The sequence below is a fragment of the Thalassotalea sp. SU-HH00458 genome, from assembly GCF_040362795.1.
GTDB lineage: Bacteria > Pseudomonadota > Gammaproteobacteria > Enterobacterales > Alteromonadaceae > Thalassotalea_H > Thalassotalea_H castellviae.
Window position 1 is genome coordinate 80,954 of sequence record NZ_BAABWW010000001.1, and the last position, 24,768, is coordinate 105,721.

At 38.2% G+C, this 24,768-nt stretch carries 23 protein-coding genes; 14 read left to right on the forward strand and 9 right to left on the reverse strand.

Features of this window, described 5'->3' with window-relative positions:
• The 5 genes from nuoC to ABXH06_RS00380 all read right to left on the reverse strand — a co-directional run bounded on the left by nuoC (position 1) and on the right by ABXH06_RS00380 (position 6,427).
• Complete coding sequence (gene nuoC, locus ABXH06_RS00360; RefSeq protein WP_353516907.1) at positions 1–1,797, reverse strand: NADH-quinone oxidoreductase subunit C/D; 1,797 nt, start codon at positions 1,795–1,797, stop codon at positions 1–3.
• Positions 1,797–2,435, reverse strand: a complete 639-nt coding sequence (locus ABXH06_RS00365; protein WP_349254878.1) for a NuoB/complex I 20 kDa subunit family protein — start codon at positions 2,433–2,435, stop codon at positions 1,797–1,799. Before ABXH06_RS00365 ends, nuoC begins: the two co-directional genes overlap by 1 nt.
• Positions 2,435–2,902 (reverse strand): NADH-quinone oxidoreductase subunit A, encoded by a 468-nt coding sequence (locus tag ABXH06_RS00370; RefSeq protein ID WP_311577620.1) that lies wholly within the window; start codon positions 2,900–2,902, stop codon positions 2,435–2,437. Before ABXH06_RS00370 ends, ABXH06_RS00365 begins: the two co-directional genes overlap by 1 nt.
• A 541-nt stretch (positions 2,903–3,443) precedes the next feature.
• Entirely contained in the window at positions 3,444–5,876 is a 2,433-nt protein-coding gene (locus ABXH06_RS00375; RefSeq protein WP_353516908.1) for an AAA family ATPase, read from the reverse strand.
• Positions 5,877–5,944: 68 nt separating this feature from the next.
• The gene (locus ABXH06_RS00380; RefSeq protein ID WP_353516909.1) at positions 5,945–6,427 is read right to left on the reverse strand and encodes a zinc ribbon-containing protein; all 483 of its coding nucleotides are present in this window, start codon (positions 6,425–6,427) and stop codon (positions 5,945–5,947) included.
• Between the two features lie 256 nt (positions 6,428–6,683).
• On the opposite strand from ABXH06_RS00380, the gene leuS reads away from it, so the two are divergent.
• The 13 genes from leuS (at position 6,684) to lipA (ending at position 20,012) form a co-directional block, all read left to right on the forward strand.
• Positions 6,684–9,275 carry a leucine--tRNA ligase gene (gene leuS / locus ABXH06_RS00385; RefSeq protein WP_353516910.1) on the forward strand — a complete coding sequence of 864 codons (2,592 nt, stop codon included), beginning with the start codon at positions 6,684–6,686 and terminating at the stop codon, positions 9,273–9,275.
• 30 nt (positions 9,276–9,305) lie between these two features.
• Positions 9,306–9,872, forward strand: a complete 567-nt coding sequence (locus ABXH06_RS00390) for an LPS-assembly lipoprotein LptE (protein ID WP_311577634.1) — start codon at positions 9,306–9,308, stop codon at positions 9,870–9,872.
• A gap of 55 nt (positions 9,873–9,927) precedes the next feature.
• Positions 9,928–10,971, forward strand: coding sequence for a DNA polymerase III subunit delta (holA, locus tag ABXH06_RS00395; RefSeq protein WP_353516911.1), 1,044 nt, complete (start codon positions 9,928–9,930; stop codon positions 10,969–10,971).
• Positions 10,964–11,665, forward strand: a complete 702-nt coding sequence (gene nadD / locus ABXH06_RS00400; protein WP_353516912.1) for a nicotinate-nucleotide adenylyltransferase — start codon at positions 10,964–10,966, stop codon at positions 11,663–11,665. Before holA ends, nadD begins: the two co-directional genes overlap by 8 nt.
• A gap of 134 nt (positions 11,666–11,799) precedes the next feature.
• Positions 11,800–12,117, forward strand: coding sequence for a ribosome silencing factor (rsfS, locus tag ABXH06_RS00405; protein ID WP_353516913.1), 318 nt, complete (start codon positions 11,800–11,802; stop codon positions 12,115–12,117).
• Between the two features lie 9 nt (positions 12,118–12,126).
• Positions 12,127–12,597, forward strand: a complete 471-nt coding sequence (gene rlmH / locus ABXH06_RS00410; RefSeq protein WP_353516914.1) for a 23S rRNA (pseudouridine(1915)-N(3))-methyltransferase RlmH — start codon at positions 12,127–12,129, stop codon at positions 12,595–12,597.
• Positions 12,598–12,599: 2 nt separating this feature from the next.
• A complete protein-coding gene (mrdA, locus tag ABXH06_RS00415; RefSeq protein ID WP_353516915.1) occupies positions 12,600–14,597 on the forward strand; it encodes a penicillin-binding protein 2 in 1,998 nt (665 codons plus the stop codon).
• Positions 14,597–15,712, forward strand: a complete 1,116-nt coding sequence (rodA, locus tag ABXH06_RS00420; protein ID WP_311577655.1) for a rod shape-determining protein RodA — start codon at positions 14,597–14,599, stop codon at positions 15,710–15,712. The genes mrdA and rodA overlap by 1 nt, the downstream gene beginning before the upstream one ends.
• A 13-nt stretch (positions 15,713–15,725) precedes the next feature.
• Entirely contained in the window at positions 15,726–16,514 is a 789-nt protein-coding gene (locus ABXH06_RS00425) for a septal ring lytic transglycosylase RlpA family protein (protein ID WP_353516916.1), read from the forward strand.
• Positions 16,515–16,691: 177 nt separating this feature from the next.
• Complete coding sequence (locus tag ABXH06_RS00430) at positions 16,692–17,864, forward strand: serine hydrolase (protein ID WP_353517232.1); 1,173 nt, start codon at positions 16,692–16,694, stop codon at positions 17,862–17,864.
• A gap of 176 nt (positions 17,865–18,040) precedes the next feature.
• Positions 18,041–18,304, forward strand: coding sequence for a DUF493 family protein YbeD (gene ybeD, locus ABXH06_RS00435; RefSeq protein WP_353516917.1), 264 nt, complete (start codon positions 18,041–18,043; stop codon positions 18,302–18,304).
• Between the two features lie 87 nt (positions 18,305–18,391).
• A complete protein-coding gene (gene lipB / locus ABXH06_RS00440) occupies positions 18,392–19,054 on the forward strand; it encodes a lipoyl(octanoyl) transferase LipB (protein WP_353517234.1) in 663 nt (220 codons plus the stop codon).
• Positions 19,044–20,012, forward strand: a complete 969-nt coding sequence (gene lipA, locus ABXH06_RS00445) for a lipoyl synthase (RefSeq protein ID WP_311577668.1) — start codon at positions 19,044–19,046, stop codon at positions 20,010–20,012. Before lipB ends, lipA begins: the two co-directional genes overlap by 11 nt.
• A gap of 171 nt (positions 20,013–20,183) precedes the next feature.
• Here the strand turns inward: lipA and ABXH06_RS00450 are convergent, their stop codons facing one another.
• The 3 genes from ABXH06_RS00450 to prmB all read right to left on the reverse strand — a co-directional run bounded on the left by ABXH06_RS00450 (position 20,184) and on the right by prmB (position 23,474).
• Positions 20,184–21,329: an MFS transporter gene (locus ABXH06_RS00450; RefSeq protein ID WP_353516918.1), complete on the reverse strand. Its 1,146-nt coding sequence runs from the start codon at positions 21,327–21,329 to the stop codon at positions 20,184–20,186.
• A gap of 63 nt (positions 21,330–21,392) precedes the next feature.
• On the reverse strand, positions 21,393–22,484 hold the full coding sequence (gene aroC, locus ABXH06_RS00455) for a chorismate synthase (protein WP_311577676.1): 1,092 nt from the start codon (positions 22,482–22,484) through the stop codon (positions 21,393–21,395).
• Positions 22,485–22,526: 42 nt separating this feature from the next.
• Positions 22,527–23,474 carry a 50S ribosomal protein L3 N(5)-glutamine methyltransferase gene (gene prmB / locus ABXH06_RS00460; RefSeq protein WP_353516919.1) on the reverse strand — a complete coding sequence of 316 codons (948 nt, stop codon included), beginning with the start codon at positions 23,472–23,474 and terminating at the stop codon, positions 22,527–22,529.
• 114 nt (positions 23,475–23,588) lie between these two features.
• On the opposite strand from prmB, the gene smrB reads away from it, so the two are divergent.
• Positions 23,589–24,134, forward strand: coding sequence for an endonuclease SmrB (gene smrB / locus ABXH06_RS00465; RefSeq protein WP_353516920.1), 546 nt, complete (start codon positions 23,589–23,591; stop codon positions 24,132–24,134).
• Positions 24,135–24,154: 20 nt separating this feature from the next.
• On the opposite strand, the gene sixA is transcribed toward smrB, so the two are convergent.
• Positions 24,155–24,631 carry a phosphohistidine phosphatase SixA gene (sixA, locus tag ABXH06_RS00470; protein ID WP_353516921.1) on the reverse strand — a complete coding sequence of 159 codons (477 nt, stop codon included), beginning with the start codon at positions 24,629–24,631 and terminating at the stop codon, positions 24,155–24,157.
• Between the last annotated feature and the right edge of the window lie 137 nt (positions 24,632–24,768).

A 24,768-nucleotide genomic window follows, 5' to 3' on the forward strand; every position in this document is an offset into this window, starting at 1 on the left:
CTATCTATCGACATCAGCCATGACATAATCAACACTGCCTAGCGTGGCAATTAAGTCAGCCACCATTTGCCCCTTGCAGATCACCGGTAACATTTGTAAATGTGCGAAGCTTGGTGTGCGAATTCGGGTACGATAGCTCATGGTTGAGCCATCACTAATCAAGTGATAAGCCATAATGCCTTTAGTCGCTTCAACGCTCATCGAAACTTCTCCTACCGGAATGGTTGGTCCCCATGAAACATTGATAAAATGCGGGATCAAACTGTCGATATCTGTCATGGTATTAGTTTTATTTGGAGGTGTAGTTTGAGGGTGTTCAGCTTTATAAGGCCCTTCTGGCATATTATTTAGGCATTGTTCAATAATACGAATGCTTTGACGCATTTCTTCAACTCGGACACGACAGCGATCGTAGCAATCTCCTTTATGACCAAGTGGTACTTCAAATTCAAATTGATCATAGCCGCCATAAGGGCGTTGCTTACGCAAATCCCAAGAAAAACCCGTAGCACGTAATCCAGGGCCCGTTACGCCCCACTCAATAGCTTCTTTGGTTGAGTACGCGCCAACATCAACCGTTCTTTTTTTCAATAAGCTATTTTGCATCACCATTTTTTCGTATTCATCGAGTCGCTTGGGCAAATAATTGACGTAATCACGCACTAAGCTATCCCAACCTTTCGGTAAATCAGAAGCGATGCCACCAATACGAAACCAGCTTGGGTGCATTCTTGCACCAGTAAACGCTTCAATGATACCAAAGAGTTTTTCTCGATCGACAAACATATAAAATATCGGCGAAAGAGCGCCAATATCTTGTGCAAAGGTGCCATAGAAAAGTAAATGAGAAAGGATGCGAAACATTTCAGCGGTCATAATGCGGATCATTTTCGCGCGCTCAGGTACTTCAATGCCCGCTAGTTTTTCCACGGCCATGACATAAGGATAATTGTTCATCACACCGCCGAGGTAATCGATACGGTCGGTATAAGGAATATAACTATGCCAAGATTGACGTTCACCCATTTTTTCAGCGCCACGATGGTGATAGCCTATATCTGGGACACAATCGACAATTTCCTCTCCATCCATTTGTAAAACAATTCGAAACGCGCCATGAACACTCGGATGATTAGGGCCAAGATTTAAGAACATAAAGTCATTATCTTGACTTTGACGTTTCATCCCCCATGCCTCTGGATTAAACTGTAATGCTTGTTGTTCTTCATCTTGCTTCTGGGGGGGAAGTACAAAGGGATCCATTTCGGTCGCACGAGCAGGATGGGTTTTCAATAGCGGATGGCCTTGCCACGTATTGGGCATTAAAATACGCGTTAAATGCGGATGACCTTCAAAAATAATGCCGAACATGTCCCAAATTTCTCGTTCATACCAGTTAGCATTGGGCCAAAATGAACAAGCACTGGCTAACGTTTTATCATCATTAGTCAGGGCAACTTTAATGCGAATGTCTTGATTTCGTTGATAAGAACGCAAGTGATAACTCACGGTAAAATCACTCACATGACCTGCGACATGTTGCCTTTCAGTTTCATCAATAGCGCTTATATCAAAACACATATCAAATGGCTCAGATAAGTCATACCTAAGTACTTGCATCAATTGTGTTAATTGCTTTTTATCGAGCCAAAAAGTGTCTATGCCATCAACAATGTTTTCAATCACCGTGACTGGGGTTAACACTAAATGATCAGCAACTGCCTGTATTTCGTCGCCAATAGGTAAAACGTGAGTCGGTTGCCAGTCTTTACTGGCTTGCAAATCTATCTTCGCCATTAAATTGAGTCCGGTTCATCGAGGTTGGTGACATTCATACGATGTTCGTGCTTTATATCCCGTAGTGAAGGCTTTGCGATTTGTGACACAGATTGTTCGCCAACTACCCAACTTAAAGGTCTTGGTTGATGGGCAATGGAGTTTTGTAATAATAATAATGCTTCTAATAAAGCTTCAGGTCTTGGCGGACAACCGGGAACATAAACATCCACAGGGATAAATTTATCAACCCCTTGTACAACACTATAAATGTCGTACATACCGCCAGAATTTGCGCAAGATCCCATTGAGATGATCCAGCGAGGTTCTAATAATTGTTCATACAAATGTTGGATCACTGGAGCCATTTTTCGAAAACAAGTACCTGAGATCACCATCAAATCGGCTTGTCTTGGTGTTGCCCGAATGACTTCTGCACCGAAACGCGCAATATCATGCCGAGAAGTAAAACTCGTAGCCATTTCAACATAGCAACAACTTAGGCCAAAATTAAACGGCCAGACTGAGTTTTTTCTGCCCCAATTCACCATATCATCAAGCTTGGCCATAAACACATTTCGTTTTAACTCTTCTTCCGAAACTTTCTGAGCTTGCTCCATTGCTTCATCTAATTTCGCTTTTGTTAACGACCACTCCATTAAGCACCTCTCGAACTATCAGTAAATTGATGCGATGATTTCGCTGTTTTGGGAGAATTCACAGTGAATTGTGTTTGCCGAAAAGGTAAATGACGCTTTTTCAGTGATAGGCCACCAATACGCCATATATAGAGTAGTGCGACCAATAAAACGATAATAAAAATACTCGCTTCAATAAACCCTAACCAACCAACTTCATCAAAAGCAATCACCCAAGCAAATAGATAAATAGTTTCTAGATCGAAAATAACAAAGAAAATAGCATAGAGAAAAAAGTGACTAGTAAAACGTGTTTTGTTGTCTGACACTGAAATGATGCCAGATTCATAAGGCGTGTTTTTTGCGCGGCTGTTAGTTTTAGGCCCAAGAAAGTGAGACAATAACATCATCACGGCCAACATTACCGCTAATATTAAAAAATAGGCCGCAATAGGCCATAACTGATCTATTTGATTCGATTTATCCACAACGCCCTCACTGCTGACAGTATTCACTACTGACAAAAACGATAGACAGCTGACTTATCGTACTCAAAATAAAGAATGCTACTAATTTATAATTGAGTATTCGTTTACTTTTTAATCATCTTTATTAAATCATAAACCAAAGTAAATAAATTGCAAAATATTCTTAAATTTCAATAACTTTAATTAATTTACGGCATGCGTTAGTCGGGGCGTCAGAGCTAAAGTGACGTCAAATGATGCGGCAAAATGGACATTGCCATAACTGAAATTGACCTTAAAACGTTTCACTGAAAACAGTAATAGCGCGTTACTCAGTTTACAAACAGTTAAGGGTATTGTTTTTTTATTATTTTTATAAACGATCCTTCTCAACAGAGTATGAATAATAATTTGTTGGCTAAATTAACGATTAATTTATATGTTGATCTCAGTATAGAAAGAAAAACTTTATTTGCTTAATTTTTAAGCAAATAAAGTTAATAAAGTGTTTAAACTAGCATTGAAAATTAAATGAAAAGCTACGTGTAACTATTGATAGCGCTTACGCTTCACCGCCTTCTAATAATTCTGATAAATGAGATAATTTATTTAACACGAGTGCGTGGATTGATTTTCTAGGATAACGCCCTACGCTATTTTTCACACCGGCGCTTAACCCCATTAATATTTCTAACGATTGGTCAACATTATCAACCGCATAAATATGAAAATCGCCATTTTTTACGGCATTAATCACTTCATCACGTAGCATTAAGTTAATCACGTTAGTGGTAGGAATAATTACCCCTTGTTCACCTGTTAAGCCTTTATCTTTACATAATCGATAAAAACCTTCGATTTTTTCATTCACTCCACCGATAGATTGCACCTCGCCATGTTGGTTCATTGAACCGGTAATGGCGATACTTTGATCAATTGGTAAGTGAGAAATGGCAGAGATAAGAGCACAAAGTTCGGCCATTGATGCGCTATCTCCGTCGATATGACCATAAGATTGTTCTATGGCTATATTTGCCGAAATAGCTACAGGTAAGTTTTGTCCATACTTATGACCAATATACCCCGATAATAACAAGACACCTTTCGAGTGAATCGACTTCCCTAAATCCACTTCTCTTTCAATATCGGTTATACCATGGCTACCGGCATAAACAGTCGCGGTAATTCTAGCTGGTGTTCCAAAAACACTATCGCCAATTTCAAGTACAGTTAAACCATTGACTTTACCAACTTGCTTACCTTGTGTGCTTATTAATACTTGCTCTTCTTTTATTTCAGAAAGCCAAGCTTCGCTAATTCTGCCGGTTCTACGTTGTTGTGCATTTAACGCTTGAATAACAAATTCGGGAGTTAACAAGCTTTGTTCCGTTTGCTTTTTCCAGAAGTATACCGACTCATCCAGTAAATCATTGACCTGCACAATATTGGAAGATATTTTATGTTGATGCTCAGCTCTTCTTAACGCATATTTCACTAATTCTTTAATGGCAGCATCGGAGACGTTAGGGTAATCATATTTTTCTGCACGCTGTCTGATCAATTGCGCATACTCAATTAAATTTTGATCTGTGCTATCTAAGTAGCGATCAAAATCGGCTAGTACTCTAAATAGCTCAGTAAACTCTTGATCGTAATCTTGCAATGTATAATAAATTTCAGGATCACCTAATAATATCACTTTAACTTTCAAAGGAATTTTTTCAGGTTGTAAACTAAATGCACCTGGCTGTGATATTTCGAAGTAAGGGTTTTCAATGGTTATTTCTTGAGTTTTAAGTGCCAATTTTAAACGTGACCAAACCAAAGGTTGGTTCAGCAATTTTTCCGCTTCTAATAACAAATAACCGCCATTGGCTTTATGTAAAGCACCCGGTCTAATTAACCGATAGCTAGTATATGAACTTCCTTGAAAACTGGCAAAATCAACATGGCCAAATAAGTTTTGAAAGGTGGGGTTTTGTTCATAAACAACTGGAGCCCCCTCTTCAGGTTCACGAGCCACAAGAAGGTTTGGTAAAAAGCGTTCTTGCATTAATTTACGAGAATCTTTATCGTTTTGATGCTCGCTGCCTTCATCGACCAAAATTTCTAACACAGCATCAACCACATGTGTTTTAACTTTTGATAGGTATTTGAGCACACCAATATTACTGGCAAACTCATGTTCCAATTCTTTTAAAAATGGCCGAATACTTTGCTCAGCGGTTTCATGTTTAAGTTTCCGCATTTTATCGGAAGAAATACGCTTCCATAACGGTAACTCCAGCAATTGCTCGGATAATAAGTTTTCTAGTTTTGCTAATAAAACATAAAAATCATTACGCTTTTTTTCATCTAAATTAGCAAATTCTTTATCGCCTAACGGCTTACCATCAACTAATAACGAAAAACCAATTTCACCATTCTCTTCAAATAAAATGACATTATTTTTTAACGCCGTATCTTCAACTTTACTTATCGCTTCGTCATACTTTTGATTAAACTCGCGATCTATCGCTGCTTTTTGTCGCTGATAGCCAGGGTTGTCAAATATTTCTGGAAATAAATCTAATAACTCATCTATAAATGTATTTATTCGAGTAAGTAACTGCTTACCATCTCCAGGACTAACATAAAGTTTATATGGCGCATGCACATCATCAAAGTTATTAATGTAACACCACTCAGGAGGAGTTGGTTGCACACTTGCTTTGGCATTTAACATTTGTCTAATTAAGGTTTGACGACCGGTACCATGTTCCCCCATGGCAAACACATTAAATCCGCGTGATTCCATAGACAAGCCAAAATCAAGGGCTTCTTTTGCACGGTGATGACCAAGAAAAATATCGCTGTCATTACTGTTTTGTTCCGATAACGAAAAAATATCATCACGTAAATCGGCCGTTAATTGTTCTGGGGTTAAACGCCACTGCGTTGAATGTTGGCTCATGAATGCATCACCGTAAGCACCTAAAGAAAATTGTGCGGTCATTGTTAATTATGGATGATTGTACTCGTTAACCGTTTTAATTGGAAAAAGATCTTAAGCTATTCAATCAATTAAGGCGTTAAACTTTTTCTTAAAAATAGATTATGTCCACAATGCAAACAATTATTCACTTTGGAAAAATGAGTAATTTGTTGTGTCTGGTGACAATTTTGACATTCAAGTAGGCCAAAACCAATCACGTCATTGGTTTGATAAACCCCATCATGATGAAAATCTTCACATAATTCAGCCCATTCCACTTGAGATTTATCGGTAATATTAGCCATAACAGCCCAAAAAGACTCTTTCATTAAACCTAAATAAATAGAATGTTTTGCTTGCTCTTGGTTTTGTTGATAAAACTCATGTAAGTCATATTTAAAATTTTCAATAAATTGTTTAAATTTTTCTTCGGGTATTTCTTCTGCTGCTTTCATAATAGTTTTTGCATGTTCAATAAGCTCAACCACTTGGGTGACTTCATGCTTTTTAACATCGGTTAGCCATTGCGCTAAATCTTGATAAAAATCAGCTAGTTTCTTTTTCTCTGTCATCACTCGCTCCTCTATCGTCTTTAACTAATTTATAGCTTATATATTTCACTATTACCTAACTATTATCGAACTAAGGGCAATGATTAAAATTAAAAGCAATTAAAATGACGGATATTCAACTAATATAGCGGATTAAACTTGTCGACTATAGGGGTGTTCATGTATTCTATGGCGATTATTTTACTCGCCATATTTCCTGACTGTTAACACCTAAAGTCATGAGTGGCTCCCACATCAATTTTTGAGAAAATCGTTAATGGAATCCATTTACAATCCCCAAGCAATCGAAGCTGAAGTGCAATCTTTTTGGACTACTAATCAAACGTTTAAAGCGGTTGAACAACCCGGAAAAGAAAAGTTTTATTGTCTATCTATGTTTCCTTACCCAAGTGGTAAATTACATATGGGTCACGTACGCAATTATAGTTTGGGTGATGTTATTTCTCGTTACCAACGCATGCAAGGTAAAAACGTCATGCAACCAATGGGATGGGATTCTTTCGGTTTACCTGCTGAAAACGCGGCTATTAAAAATAACTCTGCCCCTGCTAAGTGGACGTATCAAAACATTGATTACATGAAGAACCAATTAAAATCATTAGGTTTTGGTTATGATTGGGATCGTGAATTAGCGACGTGTAAAAAAGATTATTATCGTTGGGAGCAATGGTTTTTCACCCAACTTTTCGAAAAAGGCTTAGTGTACAAAAAAAATGCCACGGTAAACTGGGATCCTGTTGACCAAACTGTTTTAGCTAATGAACAAGTCATTGATGGTCGAGGATGGCGTTCTGGCGCGATTGTTGAGCGAAAAGAAATTCCACAATGGTTTATCAAAATTACCGACTATGCCGAAGAATTATTAACTGATTTAGACCAACTTGAAGGCTGGCCTGAACAAGTTAAAACCATGCAAAAAAACTGGATTGGTCGCTCTGAAGGCGTTGAAATGACCTTCCAGGTTGCCGACTCTGATGACAGTTTTGATATTTACACAACTCGACCTGACACCTTAATGGGGGTCACTTATGTCGCACTTGCAGCGCAACATCCTCTTGCACTTGCTGCAGCAAAAAATAATGCTGAACTAGCTGAATTTATCAACGACTGTAAAACCAATAAGGCCACTGAAGCCGATATGGCAACCATGGAGAAAAAAGGGGTTGATACCGGTCTGAAAGCGGTGCATCCATTAACGGGCGAATTAGTACCAGTATGGGCGGCTAATTTCGTGTTAATGGATTATGGTTCAGGTGCCGTAATGTCTGTTCCTGGCCATGATCAACGAGATTACGAATTTGCCAAAAAATATGGTTTAGCAATCAAACAAGTAATTGAAGGCGCTGACGGTGATGATATTACTCAAGCTGCTATTACCGAAAAAGGTAAATTAATTAACTCAGGCGAGTTTGACGGTTTAAACTTTAAAAAAGCATTCAAAGCAATTGCCTATAAACTAAAAACAGAAAAGAAAGGCCAAATAAAAGTTAATTACCGATTGCGCGACTGGGGCGTATCACGCCAGCGTTATTGGGGAACACCGATCCCAATGATCAATTTAGCCAATGGTGAATCTGTACCAGTTCCAGCAGATCAACTTCCTGTAGAGCTACCTGAAGATGTCGTGATGAATGGTGTCACGTCGCCGATTAAAGATGATCCAGAATGGGCAAAAACCACATATAACGGCGAAGCAGCATTTCGTGAAACAGACACGTTCGATACATTTATGGAGTCATCATGGTATTACGCACGTTATTGTTCACCTAGTGATGACAAGCAAATGCTTGATCCAGAAAAAGCCAATTATTGGTTGCCGGTAGATCAATATGTAGGTGGTATTGAACACGCTATTTTACATTTGTTGTATGCTCGATTTTTCCACAAGTTATTACGCGATTTCGGTTTAGTAAATAGCGATGAGCCATTCAAAAGCTTGTTATGCCAAGGGATGGTTTTAGCCGATACATATTATCGTGAAGCAGATAATGGTGCACAAGATTGGGTTGCGCCAACCGATGTTGAAGTTGAACGTAACGAAAAAGGTCAAGTAACTTCTGCGATAAGCAAATTAGATGGACAACCTGTTATATCAGCTGGTATGAGCAAAATGTCTAAGTCTAAAAATAATGGTATTGATCCTCAAGAGGTAATTAATCAGTATGGTGCTGATACCGTACGTTTATTTATCATGTTTACTTCTCCACCTGAGCAAACGTTAGAATGGTCAGATTCTGGCGTTGAAGGTGCTCATCGCTTTATTAAACGTGTCTGGAAATTAGTGCATGATTTTTCCCTTAACCATGAAAAAGGTGAAAACCCTGTTTCACTTGAAGGCTTAACGCTAAATAGCGCACAAAAAACATTACGTCGAGAACTGCATAAAACCATTCATAAAGTCAGTGATGATATCGGTCGACGAAATACCTTTAATACGGCGATTGCAGCCATTATGGAATTAATGAATCACTTATCAAAAGCGAGCATGGATAGCACTGAAGACCGCGCTGTAATGCACGAAGCGATTCAAGCATTAGTGTTAATGCTTACGCCAATCGTACCGCATGTTTGTCATCACTTATGGCAAATTATTGGCGATGGTAATCCCGTTGAAAATACGCTTTGGCCACAAGTCGATGAAGCAGCATTAGTGGAAGATGAAAAGCTGATAATCGTACAAGTAAATGGTAAAGTTCGTGCAAAACTAACGGTTGCAGCGGATGCGAGCAAAGAGCACGTTGAAACATTAGGGTTGAATGAAGAAAATGTCGCTAAATTTATTGATGGTAAAACGGTCCGTAAAGTGATTTATGTACCAGGTAAACTGTTAAATATAGTTGCGAATTAATCGATTTCTATTAGCGAAATGATAATTAATATGAGTCAAGTAAATAAACACTTAGCAATAATAAAACGTTCAATTTTATTCGTTGTTCACGCTAAAGTAAGTGCCTTTAAAAGCTATCATTGGTCACTGTTTCCACTGATGCTATCTGTGATGGTAACAGGTTGTGGCTTTCAATTACGTGGTGATTATTTACTTGCTCCTGAGTTACAAACCTTGTATCTCAGCTCAGTTGATAAACATGGCGAATTAACTCGGCTAACTCGCCAGCACTTAACCCGAAACCAAGTAACACTAGTGGAAACTTTTACTCCACAAACCCCCGAGTTACGCATATTAAAAGATGAATTAGACCGACGCACTTTATCTGTATTCCCTAATGGTCAAGTCGCTGAGTATGAATTAATTTATACCGTCAATTACCAATTACGTTTTGCCAATGAAGACATTCAATCTTTTTCATTTGAAATCAATCGTGATTATCAAGATGATCCAGATTTAGCGCTGGCAAAAAGTCGTGAATTGTCATTAATGTTAAGAGAAATGCGACAAGAAGCTGCAGATAAAATTTTAAGAAATATGGCCACCATTCAACGTTAGCATATTGAGTAATGCGTCTATATTTACTTTTGTTTCAGGGTAAAAGGTAATCATCATGCGAATTTATCACAACCAATTAACCAACACATTGCATCAAGGTTTTAAACCTGTTTGGTTGATTTTTGGTGATGAGCCTTGGCAAAAAAATGACAGCCTTTTCAGCATTAAAGTTCACTTTAAACAACAAGGATTTGATGAATTAATTCGCTTTAGTGTCGATGATAAATTTGATTGGTCATTGTTGTTACAAGAATACCAAGCCATGAGTTTATTTTCGAGCCAACGCATAATCGAGCTTGAATTAATGACCAACAAATTAGGCGATAAAGGTAGTAAAGCTTTAGCGCAAATCAGTGAACAATTGCATCCAGATGTTTTGCTCATTTTACACGGCGCCAAAATGGATGCTGCGGGTCAAAAACGAAAATGGTTTAAAGTTTTAGAAAAAAACGGCTGTTTTTTACCGCTTTATGATATCGAAGGTAACCAATTAAATCAGTGGATTCAACGCCAAGCCAGGTTAAACAACCTGAATTTGCACCCTGATGTATTTCTTATGTTAGCGGAATTGTTTGAAGGTAATTTAAACGCCTTAACGCAAGAGATACAGAAGCTATCGATATTATTCGGACAACAATTAATCACAGTTTCCGACGCAGAAAGCTTACTGATTAAACAAGCTAAATTTAACCCATTCCAATTAATAGATGCGATGTTAATGGGCGATATCAAAAAGTGTGTTGCCATGTTAGATCAACTGCAACAGGATGGTACTGCCATCAATCAACTCATTTGGTTTATCCATAAAGAAATCAATCAGTTATTTATAATGCAAGAAAAAATAGCTCAAGGTGACTCGTTCGCTACTTTATGTAAAGAGTTTAGAATTTGGGATAAAAGGAAGCCTCTTTACCAACATGCTATTAATCACATAACAGAGCATAATTTAGCGTATGCGCAAGCTAGAATTGCAGATGTAGATACCATCAGTAAAACCAATAGTGAGTTTAATCCGTTTGTTTTACTCGCCGATGTCTTAGTTAGTTTATATCATGGTGAAACCATGAAACATTATTCGCTAAATTATGAATATGCTTAAGCCTTCACAACATGAAAGCCAATCAAAGCTGACACCTGTAAAAGCAAGCCAGCAATCTTTTTCACGAATTGGTATCTTGGGGGGGACTTTTGATCCGATTCATTTAGGTCATATTATTCCTGCGATAGAAAATGCTAACTGGTTATCACTTGATAAACTTTATCTTTTACCTGCACACATTCCGCCTCATAAAACACAAACATCAGCCAACGCAACTCACCGCAAAGCAATGGTTGAATTAGTTTGTCAGCAATATCCAATTTTTCAACTTGATGATAGAGAGTTATATAAAGATACCCCTTCGTATACTTTAGAAAGCTTGAAAGATATACATCAACAATATCCAAATAGCCAAGTATTTTTTATCATTGGCATGGACTCATTATTAACATTTACCCATTGGCATCGCTGGTCTGAAATATTGCAATATTGTCATTTATTGGTTAATACTCGACCAGACTATGATGTTAATGCACTTAAACAAGCTTGCCATCAATCATTATCGCCTTACTTTACCGATGACCTTACCCTATTGAGTAATACTCAATCAGGAAAGATCCTTTTTCATCAAAACACGAATATCGATATTTCATCTACACAAGTTCGCCAAGCAATAAAGGCCAATAACTTAGATGAAAACACGCTTTGTCCGAGCGTGCTAAACTATATCAAACAACACCAATTATACCGTTAACCACATCTATTTATTCATAATACGGCGAATGCATTTTTCTTGCAGTGTAAAAATGCCCCTACACTATTAACCTAACATTAGAATAGTGATATTATTGTTTTCAATTACCATCAAATTAATGAAGAGTACTCACTTTGCAAATTGAAGCATTAACCGCTTTTGTTACTGAAAAAATAGAAGACATGAAAGGCCGTGATCTTATCACGTTAGATATTGCTGAAAAATCTGACTTTGCCGATGTGATGATTATCGCCTCAGGTAATTCAAATCGTCATGTAAAATCAATCGCACAATCTTTAACAGCAGAATGCCGTGCTGCTGGCACAGAGCCATTAGGTGTTGAAGGTAATGATGTTGGAGAATGGGCCTTAGTGGATTTAGGCGAAATTGTTGTTCACATCATGACAGACACTACCCGTGATACTTATCAACTAGAACAATTATGGGAATAAGTTAAACACATGCGTTTAACCCTCTATGCTGTAGGCAATAAAATGCCTGCATGGGTCACTCAAGGTTTCAACGAATACAGCCGTCGTTTTCCTCGGGATATGTCTTTTCATTTAGTAGAAATTCCTCCTGGAAAGCGCGGCAAAAATGCCGACATTGCCCGCATTCTTGAAAAAGAAGGCGAACAAATGCTCGCGGCTATTCCAAAAGGCAACCGCATTGTCACCTTAGAAGTGGAAGGTAAACCTTGGACCACGCCGCAATTAGCAAAACAATTAGAAAATTGGCAACTCGACAGTCGTGATGTTGCGCTTTTGGTTGGCGGACCCGAAGGTTTAGCTCCTGCTTGTATCAAAGCATCAGAACAAAAATGGTCATTATCGCCATTAACACTTCCCCACCCTATGGTTAGAATCGTGCTTGCAGAAAGTTTATATCGCGCGTGGAGTATCAACAATAATCACCCATATCATCGAGAATAAAGATGCCTAGGCCAAAACGTGTCGTTATTCGAAATCATAGTGCAGAAGCAAATTTATTCGCCCGAAGAGCCTTTATTACGCTATTAGGCGTTATCGTCATCATACTCATATTGTTTAATAATATTTATGAACTTGAAATTAGCTCTTACGAAAAATATCAAACTCGTTCTAACTCAAACCGAATTAAACTTTTACCTGTTGCGCCTAACCGAGGGTTAATTTATGACAGAAACGGCGTGTTACTTGCTGAAAACAAGCCTATTTTCAGCTTAGAGGTGATCCCTGAACAAGTTGAAAATCTTGAAGAAACAATTAAAGCAGTTAGCGAGCTTTTAGAGATCCCCAAAGAAAAACAAACGAAACTTTTTGAATCTTTACGCAGTAAACGTCGCTTTAAACCACTCGAGTTAATTTCAAGACTAAGTGATCAACAAGTCGCATTATTTTCGGTCAATCAACATAAATTTCCCGGCTTGTTTATAGATGCACGGCTAAAACGGTATTACCCTTTTGCGGATTTAACCACACATTCATTAGGTTATGTCGCGCGGATAAATCGCAGAGATGTGATTAAATTAGAAGAGCAAGGAAAAGAAGAAAACTATGCTGCCACCCGCAATATTGGCAAGCTTGGCTTAGAAAGATTTTACCAAGATATTCTTCATGGCACCATTGGCCACCAAGAAGTAGAAATAAACAATCAAGGTCGCATTATTCGTACGTTAAACTTTACCCCGCCAGTGCCAGGCAAAGATTTAACCTTAACCCTTGATATAGAATTACAAATGATCGCAAAACGCGCCTTATCAGGTAAACGTGGGGCAATCGTCGCGATAGATCCTCGTGATGGCGGCGTACTCGCAATGTATTCTAACCCTAGTTATAACGGTAATTTATTTGTTCATGGCATCAGCAATAAAAACTATAAAAAATTACTTAGTTCTAAAGATCGTCCTTTAGTGAATCGTACCGTCCAAGGTTATCCACCCGCCTCTACGATAAAGCCACTTCTTGCGCTCACAGGCTTAGAAGAAGAAATAATTACGCCTGAAACAGAAATATACGATCCCGGATTTTATCAATTACCAGGTATTGAAACCAAACGTCGCGATTGGAAAAAATGGGGACATGGCAAAGTTAACCTAGCTAAATCTCTCGAGCAATCGTGTAATGTTTATTACTACGATTTATCATATAAGTTAGGTATCACGCGTATCGCCAGAATGATGGAAAAATTTGGCTTTGGCGAATATACCGGTATCGACATTTATGAAGAAAACAGAGCAATCATGCCCAGTGTAGAATGGAAACGCGCACGCTATAACCAACCTTGGTATACGGGAGAAACGTTATCAGTAGGCATTGGACAAAGTTATTGGACTGTAACACCACTGCAATTGGCTCAAGCAATGTCAATTTTGGTTAATAAAGGCCATATCAAAGTCCCACATTTACTTAAAGCGACCAAGGAAATCGTCTTAACGCCAAGCGAAAACAACGATGCGCCTATGGAGGGGACTGAACATGTGATTGAAATGCCTGTTGATGAAAAGCCTCCGATTGAATTATCCAAAAACGAATACTGGGATATTGTTTTAGACGGTATGCATAATACGGTACAAAAATTTGGTGCAACTGGTTATTCTGCCTTTAAAGGCAGTAAATATGATGCTGCAGGAAAAACAGGTTCGGCACAAACCGCGAATATTGGTCAAGATGAAAAATATGACGCTGAAACAACGCAAGAAAACCAACGTGATAATGCTATGTTTGTTGCCTTTGCACCGTATGAAAAACCTGAAATTGTCGTTGCTGTCGCAATAGAAAACGTTGCTAAAGGTGGTGGTGGTACTAATGCTGCACCTGTCGCGCGACAAATTATGGATCAATATTTCGGTAATCGAGTTATCGTCAGTAAAAACAAACACCCGCATCATAATAAAACCTATGGTGAACAATATTTAGATTCACCTAAAAATAAACACTCAGGAAGTAATTAATGCGTTCTACTGGTCACGATCAACAAAAACAACGCAGCATTTGGTATCGTCTCAATATCGATGTGCCACTTTTATTGGGTATTTTATCTCTGCTCGTCTTAGGTTTATGCGTCGTTTACAGTGCCGGAGGTCAAAGTGCCGATATGGCGATTCGACACGCGAAACGAATTGGTATCGCATTATTTGTTATGTTTTTGGTTGCTCAAATTCCTCCACTCGTGTATCGAAAATGGGCCGTTCCTGCCTTTATTGTGGGTATTTCTTTATTGGTAGCGGTGCTTTTATTCGGGCACGTTGGTAAAGGTGCCCAGCGCTGGATCAATTTAGGTTTCACTATGTTTCAGCCATCTGAAATCATGAAATTAATTGTACCTATCATGATTGCTTGGTATGTCAGTCAATTTAATTTACCGACTAAAATCATCCACATTATAGCCGCTTTCATTTTAGTGTTGATCCCAACATTGTTGATCGCGAAACAACCTGATTTAGGCACGTCACTGTTAATTGCAAGCTCCGGAATTTTTGTCATTTTCTTAGCCGGAGCGAGTTGGAAACTCATTGGGGCTTGTGGGGTACTCGCTTCGGCATTTGCCCCTATATTATGGTTATTTTTGATGAAAGATTACCAAAAGCAGCGTGTGTTAACTTTTTTAAATCCAGAGCAAGATCCGCTTGGCTCAGGTTATCATATTATTCAGTCAAAAATCGCCATTGGATCTGGAGGTCTGCAAGGCAAAGGCTGGCTACAAGGCACTCAGTCTCAATTAGAGTTTTTGCCTGAACGCCATACTGATTTTATTTTTGCCGTCTTTAGTGAAGAGTTTGGTTTAATTGGCGTCACATTATTATTATTGGTCTATTTAGCGATAGTCATGCGCGGTTTATGGATTGCTATCAGCGCAGAGCACGCGTTTACTAAACTTTTAGCAGGAAGCCTCACCCTCACTTTTTTTGTTTACGTGTTTGTTAATATTGGTATGGTTTCTGGGCTATTACCTGTGGTTGGTGTACCTTTACCTCTTGTCAGTTATGGCGGAACCTCCATGGTTACATTAATGGCAGGTTTTGGTATTTTAATGGCAATCAGTACGCATAGGCGCTTTATAGCTTAATTATCCAGTCCTTATGAAAAAAATAAAACTAATCACTCTCGCTTTTCTCAGCTTACTAATCGCCGCTAGCTGTAGTAGTAATCACGGCCGTTATCAGCAAAAAAATGACAGTACACCTACAAGGTTGCCTAATGAATTTGAATTACGCGATGCCATTCCACGTGCTGAAGAGAAAAGTCGAGGCGGTAATAAACACTATCAAGTCAGAGGAAAAAACTACCAAGTTTTACATACAGCTGACAATTTCAAGCAATCAGGCATTGCTTCATGGTACGGCAAAAAATTTCATGGTCATTTAACCTCAAATGGTGAAATTTATAATATGTACGGAATGAGTGCTGCGCATAAAAACTTGCCCTTACCTTCTTATGTAAAAGTCACCAATAATGATAATCAAAAAACAGTGATTGTTAGAGTTAATGACCGCGGACCGTTCCATCAAAATAGGATCATTGATTTGTCCTATAGTGCCGCTTATAAATTAGATATGTTAAAAACAGGCACCGCTAATGTCACAATAGAAGCCATTACTTTTAATGCAGATAATCAACCAATCATCATCGTCGATAATAAAATATCGACCGGTAATTATATTCAGGTATTTGCGACACGTGATAAGCAAATAGCAGAAAAAACGGCTAAAGCAATCACCACATTATTTCAACAGCCTGCAAGCCATCAAAAAATACACAATATATACAAGGTTCAAGTAGGACCTTTTCAAGATCAAGCCTCTTTAGAGAAAGTATTAAACCAGCTTAAAACAAACGGGTATTCAGGGGCTTTTAGAGTGAGTCTATAAACTCATTTAATCAATAAATTCATTAAATGATACATTTGCTTTATTTCTCCCCATAGCAATCAAAATTAAAACTGGTATACTGCTGAAAACACATATTTTCCAGGTAGCGTTTTTATATTAAAACGTTTACCTACAACTTTTCACAGGACTGTTATGCCTCAGCAATTGGCCAAAACAATGACCAAAAAACATCGTAAAATCATTAGCCTTTTAGGCTCTATCGCATTCACCCTTTCATCATTATCTCAAGCGGCTACTATTATACCTTCGCCGCCACAAATGAACGCTAAAGGGCATATTTTAGTTGATTTCACTACCGGTAAAGTTATCGCTGAAGGAAATGCTGATATTCTTCTTGCTCCAGCCAGCTTAACTAAAATCATGACAAGTTACATTGTTGGTAAAGAGCTGCAATCTGGAAATATCAAAAATGACGACCCTGTTAAAATTAGCAAAAATGCTTGGGCAACAGGTAATCCTATTTTTAAAGGCTCGTCATTAATGTTTTTAGAAGTTGGTAAAGAAGTCCCTATTCATGAAATAAACCAAGGGATTATTGTAGCTTCTGGCAATGATGCATGTGTCGCTATTTCCGAACATATTGCCGGCAGTGAAGGTGCCTTTGCCGATATGATGAATGCTTATGCAGAGCAACTCGGCATGAGCAGTAGTTATTTTGAAAATAGCCATGGTTTAGATAGCACAGAGCATAAAACTACTGCTAGAGATATGGCAACGTTAGCTAAAGCATTAATCCGTGATGTACCTGAAGAGTATGAGATTTATAAACAAAAATCTTACACTTATAACGGTATTAAAACAGTAAACCGTAACGGGCTTTTATGGGATAAAAGCATGAATGTAGACGGCTTAAAAACTGGTCATACTGCTCAAGCTGGTTACAGTTTAGTAAGTTCTGCAACCAAAGGCGACATGCGTTTAATTAGTGTTGTGATGGGGGCAAACAGTGAACGTTCGCGTCTTGTTGAAAGTAGAAAATTATTAAATTACGGATTCCGATTTTTTGAAACTTATACCCCCTATAAAGCAGGCGAAAAATTTGTTTCTGATCGAGTTTGGATGGGAGATGTTAAAGAAGTTGACTTAGGTATTCTTGAAGATACCCCTATTACCATCCCGCGAGGACAACGCAAAAACTTAAAAGCAAATTTCGAGTTGAACCAACAACTTATTGCCCCTCTTGCTAAAGGCCAAGTAGTCGGTAAAGTATTTTTACAACTTGATGGTGAAGATATTGGCGAATACCCGCTTGTTACCTTACAAGAAATTAACGAAGGCGGTATGTTCGATCGTTTAATGGATTACGTAAAACTACAATTTCAAAATTAGTTTGCCAAACAATCAACAAATCACCGTATAAAGCTCAGTATTTACTGAGCTTTTTTTATTATCTGGTAAAACTTGATTTATAACAAAACGTCACCATTTTTCTTACCAAGAAATAGTGTTAAAATAACGCCATTAAAATCGATACTGTAAAGTCATACTCAAGATTGAGAACTTAAATGAAAACCAAATTTGATGAACTACTTGAATTTCCAACTGTTTTAAACTTCAAAGTAATGGGAGTTGCCAGTGATGATCTACCAGACATAGTGATTGCTGAATTGCAAAAACATACCCCTGGAGATTATTCGCCCACAATTAAGCCAAGTTCAAAAGGTAATTATCATTCTTTATCGATAGCAGTAACGGTTACAAGTAAAGATCATATTGAAACCATCTACAAAACCTTAACTGCCATCGAACAAGTTAGATACGTGCTGTAATCAATCTAATAGCCGTACATATTGTACTGCTATTTGAAGAGAATACTCAGCAACAAGCACTTAACGGCACTGCCTAACACAAGGTATATTTTGAAACACTCGCTTATAATACGGCAATTGAACCGAATGGATTATGTATCTGTTTGGCAGGCCATGCAAAATTTTACGGATAACCGTGACGATTCAACACAAGATGAACTTTGGTTAGTTGAACACCCGAGCGTTTTTACGCAAGGGCAAGCAGGTAAAGAAGAACATTTGCTGATGCCAGGAGATATTCCAGTTGTCAAAGTGGACAGAGGTGGGCAAGTTACCTATCACGGTCCCGGTCAGCAAGTTATTTATTTTATGATTAATTTGCGTCGTCGTAAAATGGGCGTTCGTCAACTCGTCACATTAATAGAGAATGGTATTGTACAAGCGCTCGCCGATTACAATATCCAAGCCAATGCAAAACCTGATGCCCCAGGAGTGTACGTGAACGGCGATAAAATAGCTTCTTTAGGGTTAAGGGTTCGCAAAGGCTGCTCTTTTCACGGTTTAGCATTAAATGTAAAAATGGATCTATCACCTTTTCTACGTATAAATCCATGTGGCTATGCCGGACTGGCCATGACACAAACAGCAGATTTTAGCTCATTAAAAACCATTGATGAAGCAGGTAAAGCATTAATCAAACACATGTCAGTATTGTTAGATGCTGACACTATTAGTTATCAAACGGGATTGGAGTCATTAAATGACCACTAAATCATCACGCATTGCACCGGGTACAAAATTACGAGACGCTGAAAAAATGGCGCATATCCCCATTAAAGTTGTGCCTTCAGAACGTGAAACCATGTTAAGAAAACCAGAGTGGCTACGAATTAAATTACCTCGCACAACTGAGCGTATTGATAATATTAAATCGGCGTTACGTAAGCATGATCTTCACTCGGTTTGCGAAGAAGCTTCTTGCCCAAATTTATCAGAATGTTTTAACCACGGTACTGCCACCTTCATGATTTTAGGGGATATTTGTACAAGACGTTGTCCGTTCTGTGATGTTGGTCATGGTCGCCCATTAGCACCAAATGAAGAAGAGCCTCGAAAATTAGCGCTGACGTTAAAAGACATGGCATTAAAATACGTAGTGATCACCTCAGTAGATCGTGATGATTTACGTGATGGTGGAGCACAACAGTTTGCAGAATGTATTAAAGAAATTGCCGTTCATGCCCCTCATACAAAAGTAGAAATCCTAGTACCTGATTTTAGAGGGAGAATGGATAAAGCGTTAGAGATATTAAATCAACATCCGCCTCACGTTTTTAACCATAACTTAGAAACCGCCCCTCGTTTATATACAAAAGCCAGACCTGGTGCAAACTACCAGTGGTCTTTAGACTTATTGAAAAAATTTGGTGAAGCAAACCCAAGCGTTAATACGAAATCAGGATTAATGGTCGGTTTAGGTGAAACCAACGAAGAAATTCTACAAGTGATGAGAGATCTTCGCGCTCATGGTGTGAAAATGTTGACCATAGGTCAATATTTACAACCGAGTAAAGATCATCTCCCCGTTGAGCGTTATGTTCACCCTGATGATTTTGACATGTTCCAAGAAGAAGCGATGAAAATGGGCTTTGAACATGCTGCTTGTGGACCTTTGGTACGTTCTTCTTATCATGCAGATAAACAAGCTGCCGGTGAAGAAGTAAAATAAATTACCGTTATATCGACAACCATTATCATAAAAAGTAGTGTATTTAATATTTATTCTAAATTAAATACACTGCTTTTTTTTGTCGTTAAAATTTTAATTGTATAAATATTAGTACCACGATTGGTAACTGTTAAATACTATAAGTCACAATAAGGCATAACAGTTTTCAAGCTATTTCTTTGCCACAATAAAGCATGCTAAACCACTTGCAATTAAACACATGATTGCTGCAAATTCAAAAGACTGCACAGCACCAAAGCCATCTTTCCATAAATAACCCGAAACATAGGCGCCAATCGCACCACCAATACCGTAAACTCCCGCGATATAAATTGCTTGACCACGATTTTGTTGATTACTTTGAAAATGTTGCTGAACAAACTGAATCGAAGCACTGTGATACAAACCAAAGCTGGCAGCATGAAGTAATTGTGCCAATAATAAAATATAAACATTCTCCGCAAAGTGTCCTGTAATGTACCAACGAATAGTTGTAACGAGTAGACTAAAAACAATTAATAATCGTGCACCAAAAAGTTGATATAAACGCCCCGCGACAAAAAACACCGCAATTTCTGCGACAACCCCAAAACTAATAAATAAACCAACAGCATAACTTGGATAAGCTAAATCTCTTAAAAATAAAGCAAAAAAACTATAATAAGGGCCAAAACTTACCTGTAATAATAAGCCGGAAATAAAAAATAATAAAAAACTTGGCAGCACTAACCTAGAGATCAAAGAGCTATCCTCTGATGATTTTTTATAAACTGCTCTAGGTTGTTTTAACTGTAAACTTGATATAAACAAGGCAAGTAAAATTAACCAGCCAATATACGTAAACGCTTCTGAATTAAACTGCTCAATAACCTTACCAGCGATTATTGCTAAGACGATAAAACCGACACTGCCCCATAGCCGGATCCGTGCGTAAATTTTCGCACTTCGTCGTATAGATATCATGGTCATGACTTCTAACTGAGGCAAAATAGCAGTCCAAAACAAGCTAAACAATGCTAATGCAAAGGTTACCGACCAATAACCTGTCATCCAAAAAAGCAAAGTAAACGAGAGCAAAGCTAAGCCCGAGCCTAATTGAATAATTGATAATTGTTTCCCTGACTTATCCGCTAACATAGCCCACAAGGTTGGACCGACAATTTTCGTCGCGGTAAATATCGCTAAGATCTCGCCAATTTCCATCGAGGTATAATGACGACCATCTAGAAACACAGACAAATAAGGTACGATAAGACCTAAAATGCCAAAATAAGCGAAGTAGCTAAACGAGAGTTTAGTAAAAAGAGGTGAATTCATAGAAGTATAAAAATGCGAGTTGCTCTTTCATGCCAACTGGTTGCATAAAAGAGCATAATAATATTACTGACAAATATCAGGCGTAATGCAGGAAACATCGGCATTTTGCGCACGATGACGTAGATAGTGATCAACCAATGTCAATGCTAACATTGCTTCTGCAATAGGCACGGCACGGATCCCAACACATGGATCATGGCGGCCTTTGGTTATGATATCTGTTGGTTCACCTTGTAGATCAACCGTCTTACCACTTACGCCGATACTAGAGGTAGGTTTCATCGCAATATGAGCGACAATAGGTTGACCAGAAGAAATCCCACCTAAAATGCCACCAGCATGATTTGTACTAAAACCTTCTGGTGTTAATTCATCACGATGCTCTGAGCCTTTTTGATTAACCACTTCAAAGCCATCGCCAATTTCAACGCCTTTTACGGCATTGATGCTCATCAAGCCATGAGAAATATCAGCATCTAAACGATCAAATATCGGCTCACCAAGCCCCACCGGCACATTGTTCGCCACGACAGTAACTTTTGCGCCAATAGAGTCTTTTTGACGAATGATTCCGCGTAGTAATTCATCTAGCTGTTCAAGCTTTGACTCATCAGGGAAGAAAAAGGGATTCTCTTCAACTATATCCCAATCAAAACGTTCCGCTTTGATATCACCTATTTGTGTCACACATGCTTGAATAGTAATACCAAATTTTTCCGCTAAATATTTTTTAGCCACAGCACCTGCGGCAACTCGCATGGCAGTTTCACGTGCCGAAGAGCGACCGCCGCCTCGGTAATCGCGTAAACCATATTTTTGCCAATAAGTATAATCAGCATGGCCTGGGCGAAAGCTTTGTGCGATATTGCCATAATCTTTCGAGCGTTGATCAGTGTTTTCAATCATCAAACCAATTGGAGTTCCCGTAGTTTTACCTTCAAAAACCCCTGACATAATTTTAACTTGATCCGGTTCCCTGCGGGCCGTGGTGTAACGAGAAGTGCCTGGTCTTCTTCGGTCTAAATCATGTTGTAAATCTGCTTCTGATAATTCAATTCCTGGCGGGCAACCATCAATAATCGCACCTAACCCTAAGCCATGACTCTCGCCAAATGATGTAACTGTAAATAATTTTCCGAACGTATTACCTGACATATTTATTTCTCAACATATTTATTACTCGACACAGCTAACTTTTCACTCACGATTTTTTAATGCATAGTTAAAAATTTCTTGAAACTGAACTAACTGTTGTTGCGTTAGCATAAAAACTCCATGACCACCTCGTTCAAAAGTTAACCATTGAAAATCAACTTCAGGATAAAGCGCTTCAACATGTACTTGTGAATTACCAACTTCACATATTAACACACCATCTTCATTTAAATGTTCAGCACTTTGCGCCAAAATTTGACGAACAATATCTAAGCCATCAGCGCCACAACCTAAGCCCATTTCGGGTTCATGGGTAAACTCAGTTGGTAGTGAGTCAATATCTTCTTGATCAACATAAGGAGGATTAGTGACAATTAAATCATATTTCTGGCCTACAATCCCAGAAAAAACATCAGATTGAATTGGAATAACTTGTTCTGTTAACCCATGATTTTCAATATTTATCTGGGCAACATTTAAAGCGTCAATCGATAAATCAACGGCATCAACGTCTGCTTCTGGAAAATAACTCGCACAAGCAATAGCAATACAACCGCTTCCCGTACATAAATCAAGAATTCGACCAACGTTTTTTTCATCACTAATAATAGGTGAAAAACGCTTTTCAATCCATTCACCAATTGGCGAGCGAGGCACTAATACTCGCTCATCAACATAAAAAGGTAATCCAGCAAAATTAGTTTGATTGGTAAGATAAGCCGCCGGCACTTTTTGTGCAATTCGACAATGGATAATCTCCATTGCTTGTCTTTTTTCTTCCAAAGTTAATCGACATTGCATGACATGTTCAGTTAATGAATCGGGCAATTCAAGGATAAACATGATTAATGTAATAGCTTCATCCCAGGCATTATCATGTCCATGGCCAAAAAATAAATCAGCGCGATTAAACTCACTTGCCGCATATCGGATATAATCGGCGACGGTATGCAACTTTTCTGTGATATCTGTTGATTGATGAGTAGTCACTCAACTCCCCTAAATTTAAATAAAAACTGTAACGATTGAGCTAAAAGAAGGTAAAATTCACTTATAAGACTCATTTATAGTGTTATTGTACAGGGAAAATTTTAGACTGCGCATATGAAATTTAAAGATATTATCTCAAAACAAGAAAAACAGCTCTTTAAAGACGCGATAGGTAAAGTAAAACCTATGGTGCAAGACAAAATACCACCAAGTAAAAAAACAATACACGCGAAAACAATTGTCAATCAACCAAAAAACGCGAAACAACAAGCAAGCTTTTATTTCTCTGACGAGTTTGAACCAAATTTAAACACTCAAGGTCCGACAAAATATGTCAGAGATGACGCCAATAGTTTTGAAGCTAAGAATTTACGCCGCGGTGTTTATGCACCAGATTTAATTCTGGATCTACATGGCTTAGATCAAAACCAAGCAAAACAAGAAATCGCCGCATTGTTATATGCGTGTCAAAAAGAACATGCGCAATGTGTTTGTATCGTGCACGGATTAGGTGGCAGAATTTTAAAAACCAAAGTACCGCATTGGTTAGTGCAACACCCTGATGTAATAGCTTTTCATCAAGCTCCTCTTGAGTGGGGAGGTAATGGTGCATTACTAGTATTGATTGACTTACACGATAAATTTAACTTAAAAGATTAGCGTCTGAACCTTCATCAAACTTAGGCAAGATCAGCTGGTGCAATTAGCCTGACTAAACGACCTGTCATTTTTTCCACATCATAATCAATTTGCGCTATAGCCGCGGTTTGAAATATCGGAGATTGACGATCAATTGTTAATGTTTCGACTAAATAACTCACCAAAGGCATATGAGAGACAATGATCAGATGCTCAATGTGGGTATCTGTACAAATGCCATCAATATAATCATGTACTTTTTTAGCGTCATCAAGTGGGGTAATAAAATCGATGGTTGCTACCTGAACCTGACCATTAAACTCATTTAGCAAAGTATTAGCGGTTTGTTGAGCGCGTACATAAGGACTAACGAAAACTTGTAAGAAACTTATACCTTGTTGATTAACCCATTTCCCCATACATTGCGCTTCATTATAGCCAGTAGATGTTAATTCACGTAAATGATCGATATTCCCAACAGGGTTTGCTTGACCATGACGCATAATATAAAGCTGCATATTGTTACCACAATGCTAAAAAGGTTTATTGAACTCGCTATTTGCGGCTATAGTAAAGGAAAGTAAGCGATTGTTATAACATCCGTTAAGAATAAAATAGACTCACCTTATTCCATAGGGTAATTTAGAACGTCATA

Coding starts and splice junctions, on each gene's coding strand:
- nuoC (WP_353516907.1), bottom strand. CDS start 1,797: ATGGCGAAGATAGATTTGCAAGCCAGTAAAGACTGGCAACCGACTCAC.
- ABXH06_RS00365 (WP_349254878.1), bottom strand. CDS start 2,435: ATGGAGTGGTCGTTAACAAAAGCGAAATTAGATGAAGCAATGGAGCAA.
- ABXH06_RS00375 (WP_353516908.1), bottom strand. CDS start 5,876: ATGACCGCACAATTTTCTTTAGGTGCTTACGGTGATGCATTCATGAGC.
- ABXH06_RS00380 (WP_353516909.1), bottom strand. CDS start 6,427: ATGACAGAGAAAAAGAAACTAGCTGATTTTTATCAAGATTTAGCGCAA.
- leuS (WP_353516910.1), top strand. CDS start 6,684: ATGGAATCCATTTACAATCCCCAAGCAATCGAAGCTGAAGTGCAATCT.
- ABXH06_RS00390 (WP_311577634.1), top strand. CDS start 9,306: ATGAGTCAAGTAAATAAACACTTAGCAATAATAAAACGTTCAATTTTA.
- holA (WP_353516911.1), top strand. CDS start 9,928: ATGCGAATTTATCACAACCAATTAACCAACACATTGCATCAAGGTTTT.
- nadD (WP_353516912.1), top strand. CDS start 10,964: ATGCTTAAGCCTTCACAACATGAAAGCCAATCAAAGCTGACACCTGTA.
- rlmH (WP_353516914.1), top strand. CDS start 12,127: ATGCGTTTAACCCTCTATGCTGTAGGCAATAAAATGCCTGCATGGGTC.
- mrdA (WP_353516915.1), top strand. CDS start 12,600: ATGCCTAGGCCAAAACGTGTCGTTATTCGAAATCATAGTGCAGAAGCA.
- rodA (WP_311577655.1), top strand. CDS start 14,597: ATGCGTTCTACTGGTCACGATCAACAAAAACAACGCAGCATTTGGTAT.
- ABXH06_RS00425 (WP_353516916.1), top strand. CDS start 15,726: ATGAAAAAAATAAAACTAATCACTCTCGCTTTTCTCAGCTTACTAATC.
- ABXH06_RS00430 (WP_353517232.1), top strand. CDS start 16,692: ATGACCAAAAAACATCGTAAAATCATTAGCCTTTTAGGCTCTATCGCA.
- ybeD (WP_353516917.1), top strand. CDS start 18,041: ATGAAAACCAAATTTGATGAACTACTTGAATTTCCAACTGTTTTAAAC.
- lipA (WP_311577668.1), top strand. CDS start 19,044: ATGACCACTAAATCATCACGCATTGCACCGGGTACAAAATTACGAGAC.
- ABXH06_RS00450 (WP_353516918.1), bottom strand. CDS start 21,329: ATGAATTCACCTCTTTTTACTAAACTCTCGTTTAGCTACTTCGCTTAT.
- aroC (WP_311577676.1), bottom strand. CDS start 22,484: ATGTCAGGTAATACGTTCGGAAAATTATTTACAGTTACATCATTTGGC.
- smrB (WP_353516920.1), top strand. CDS start 23,589: ATGAAATTTAAAGATATTATCTCAAAACAAGAAAAACAGCTCTTTAAA.
- sixA (WP_353516921.1), bottom strand. CDS start 24,631: ATGCAGCTTTATATTATGCGTCATGGTCAAGCAAACCCTGTTGGGAAT.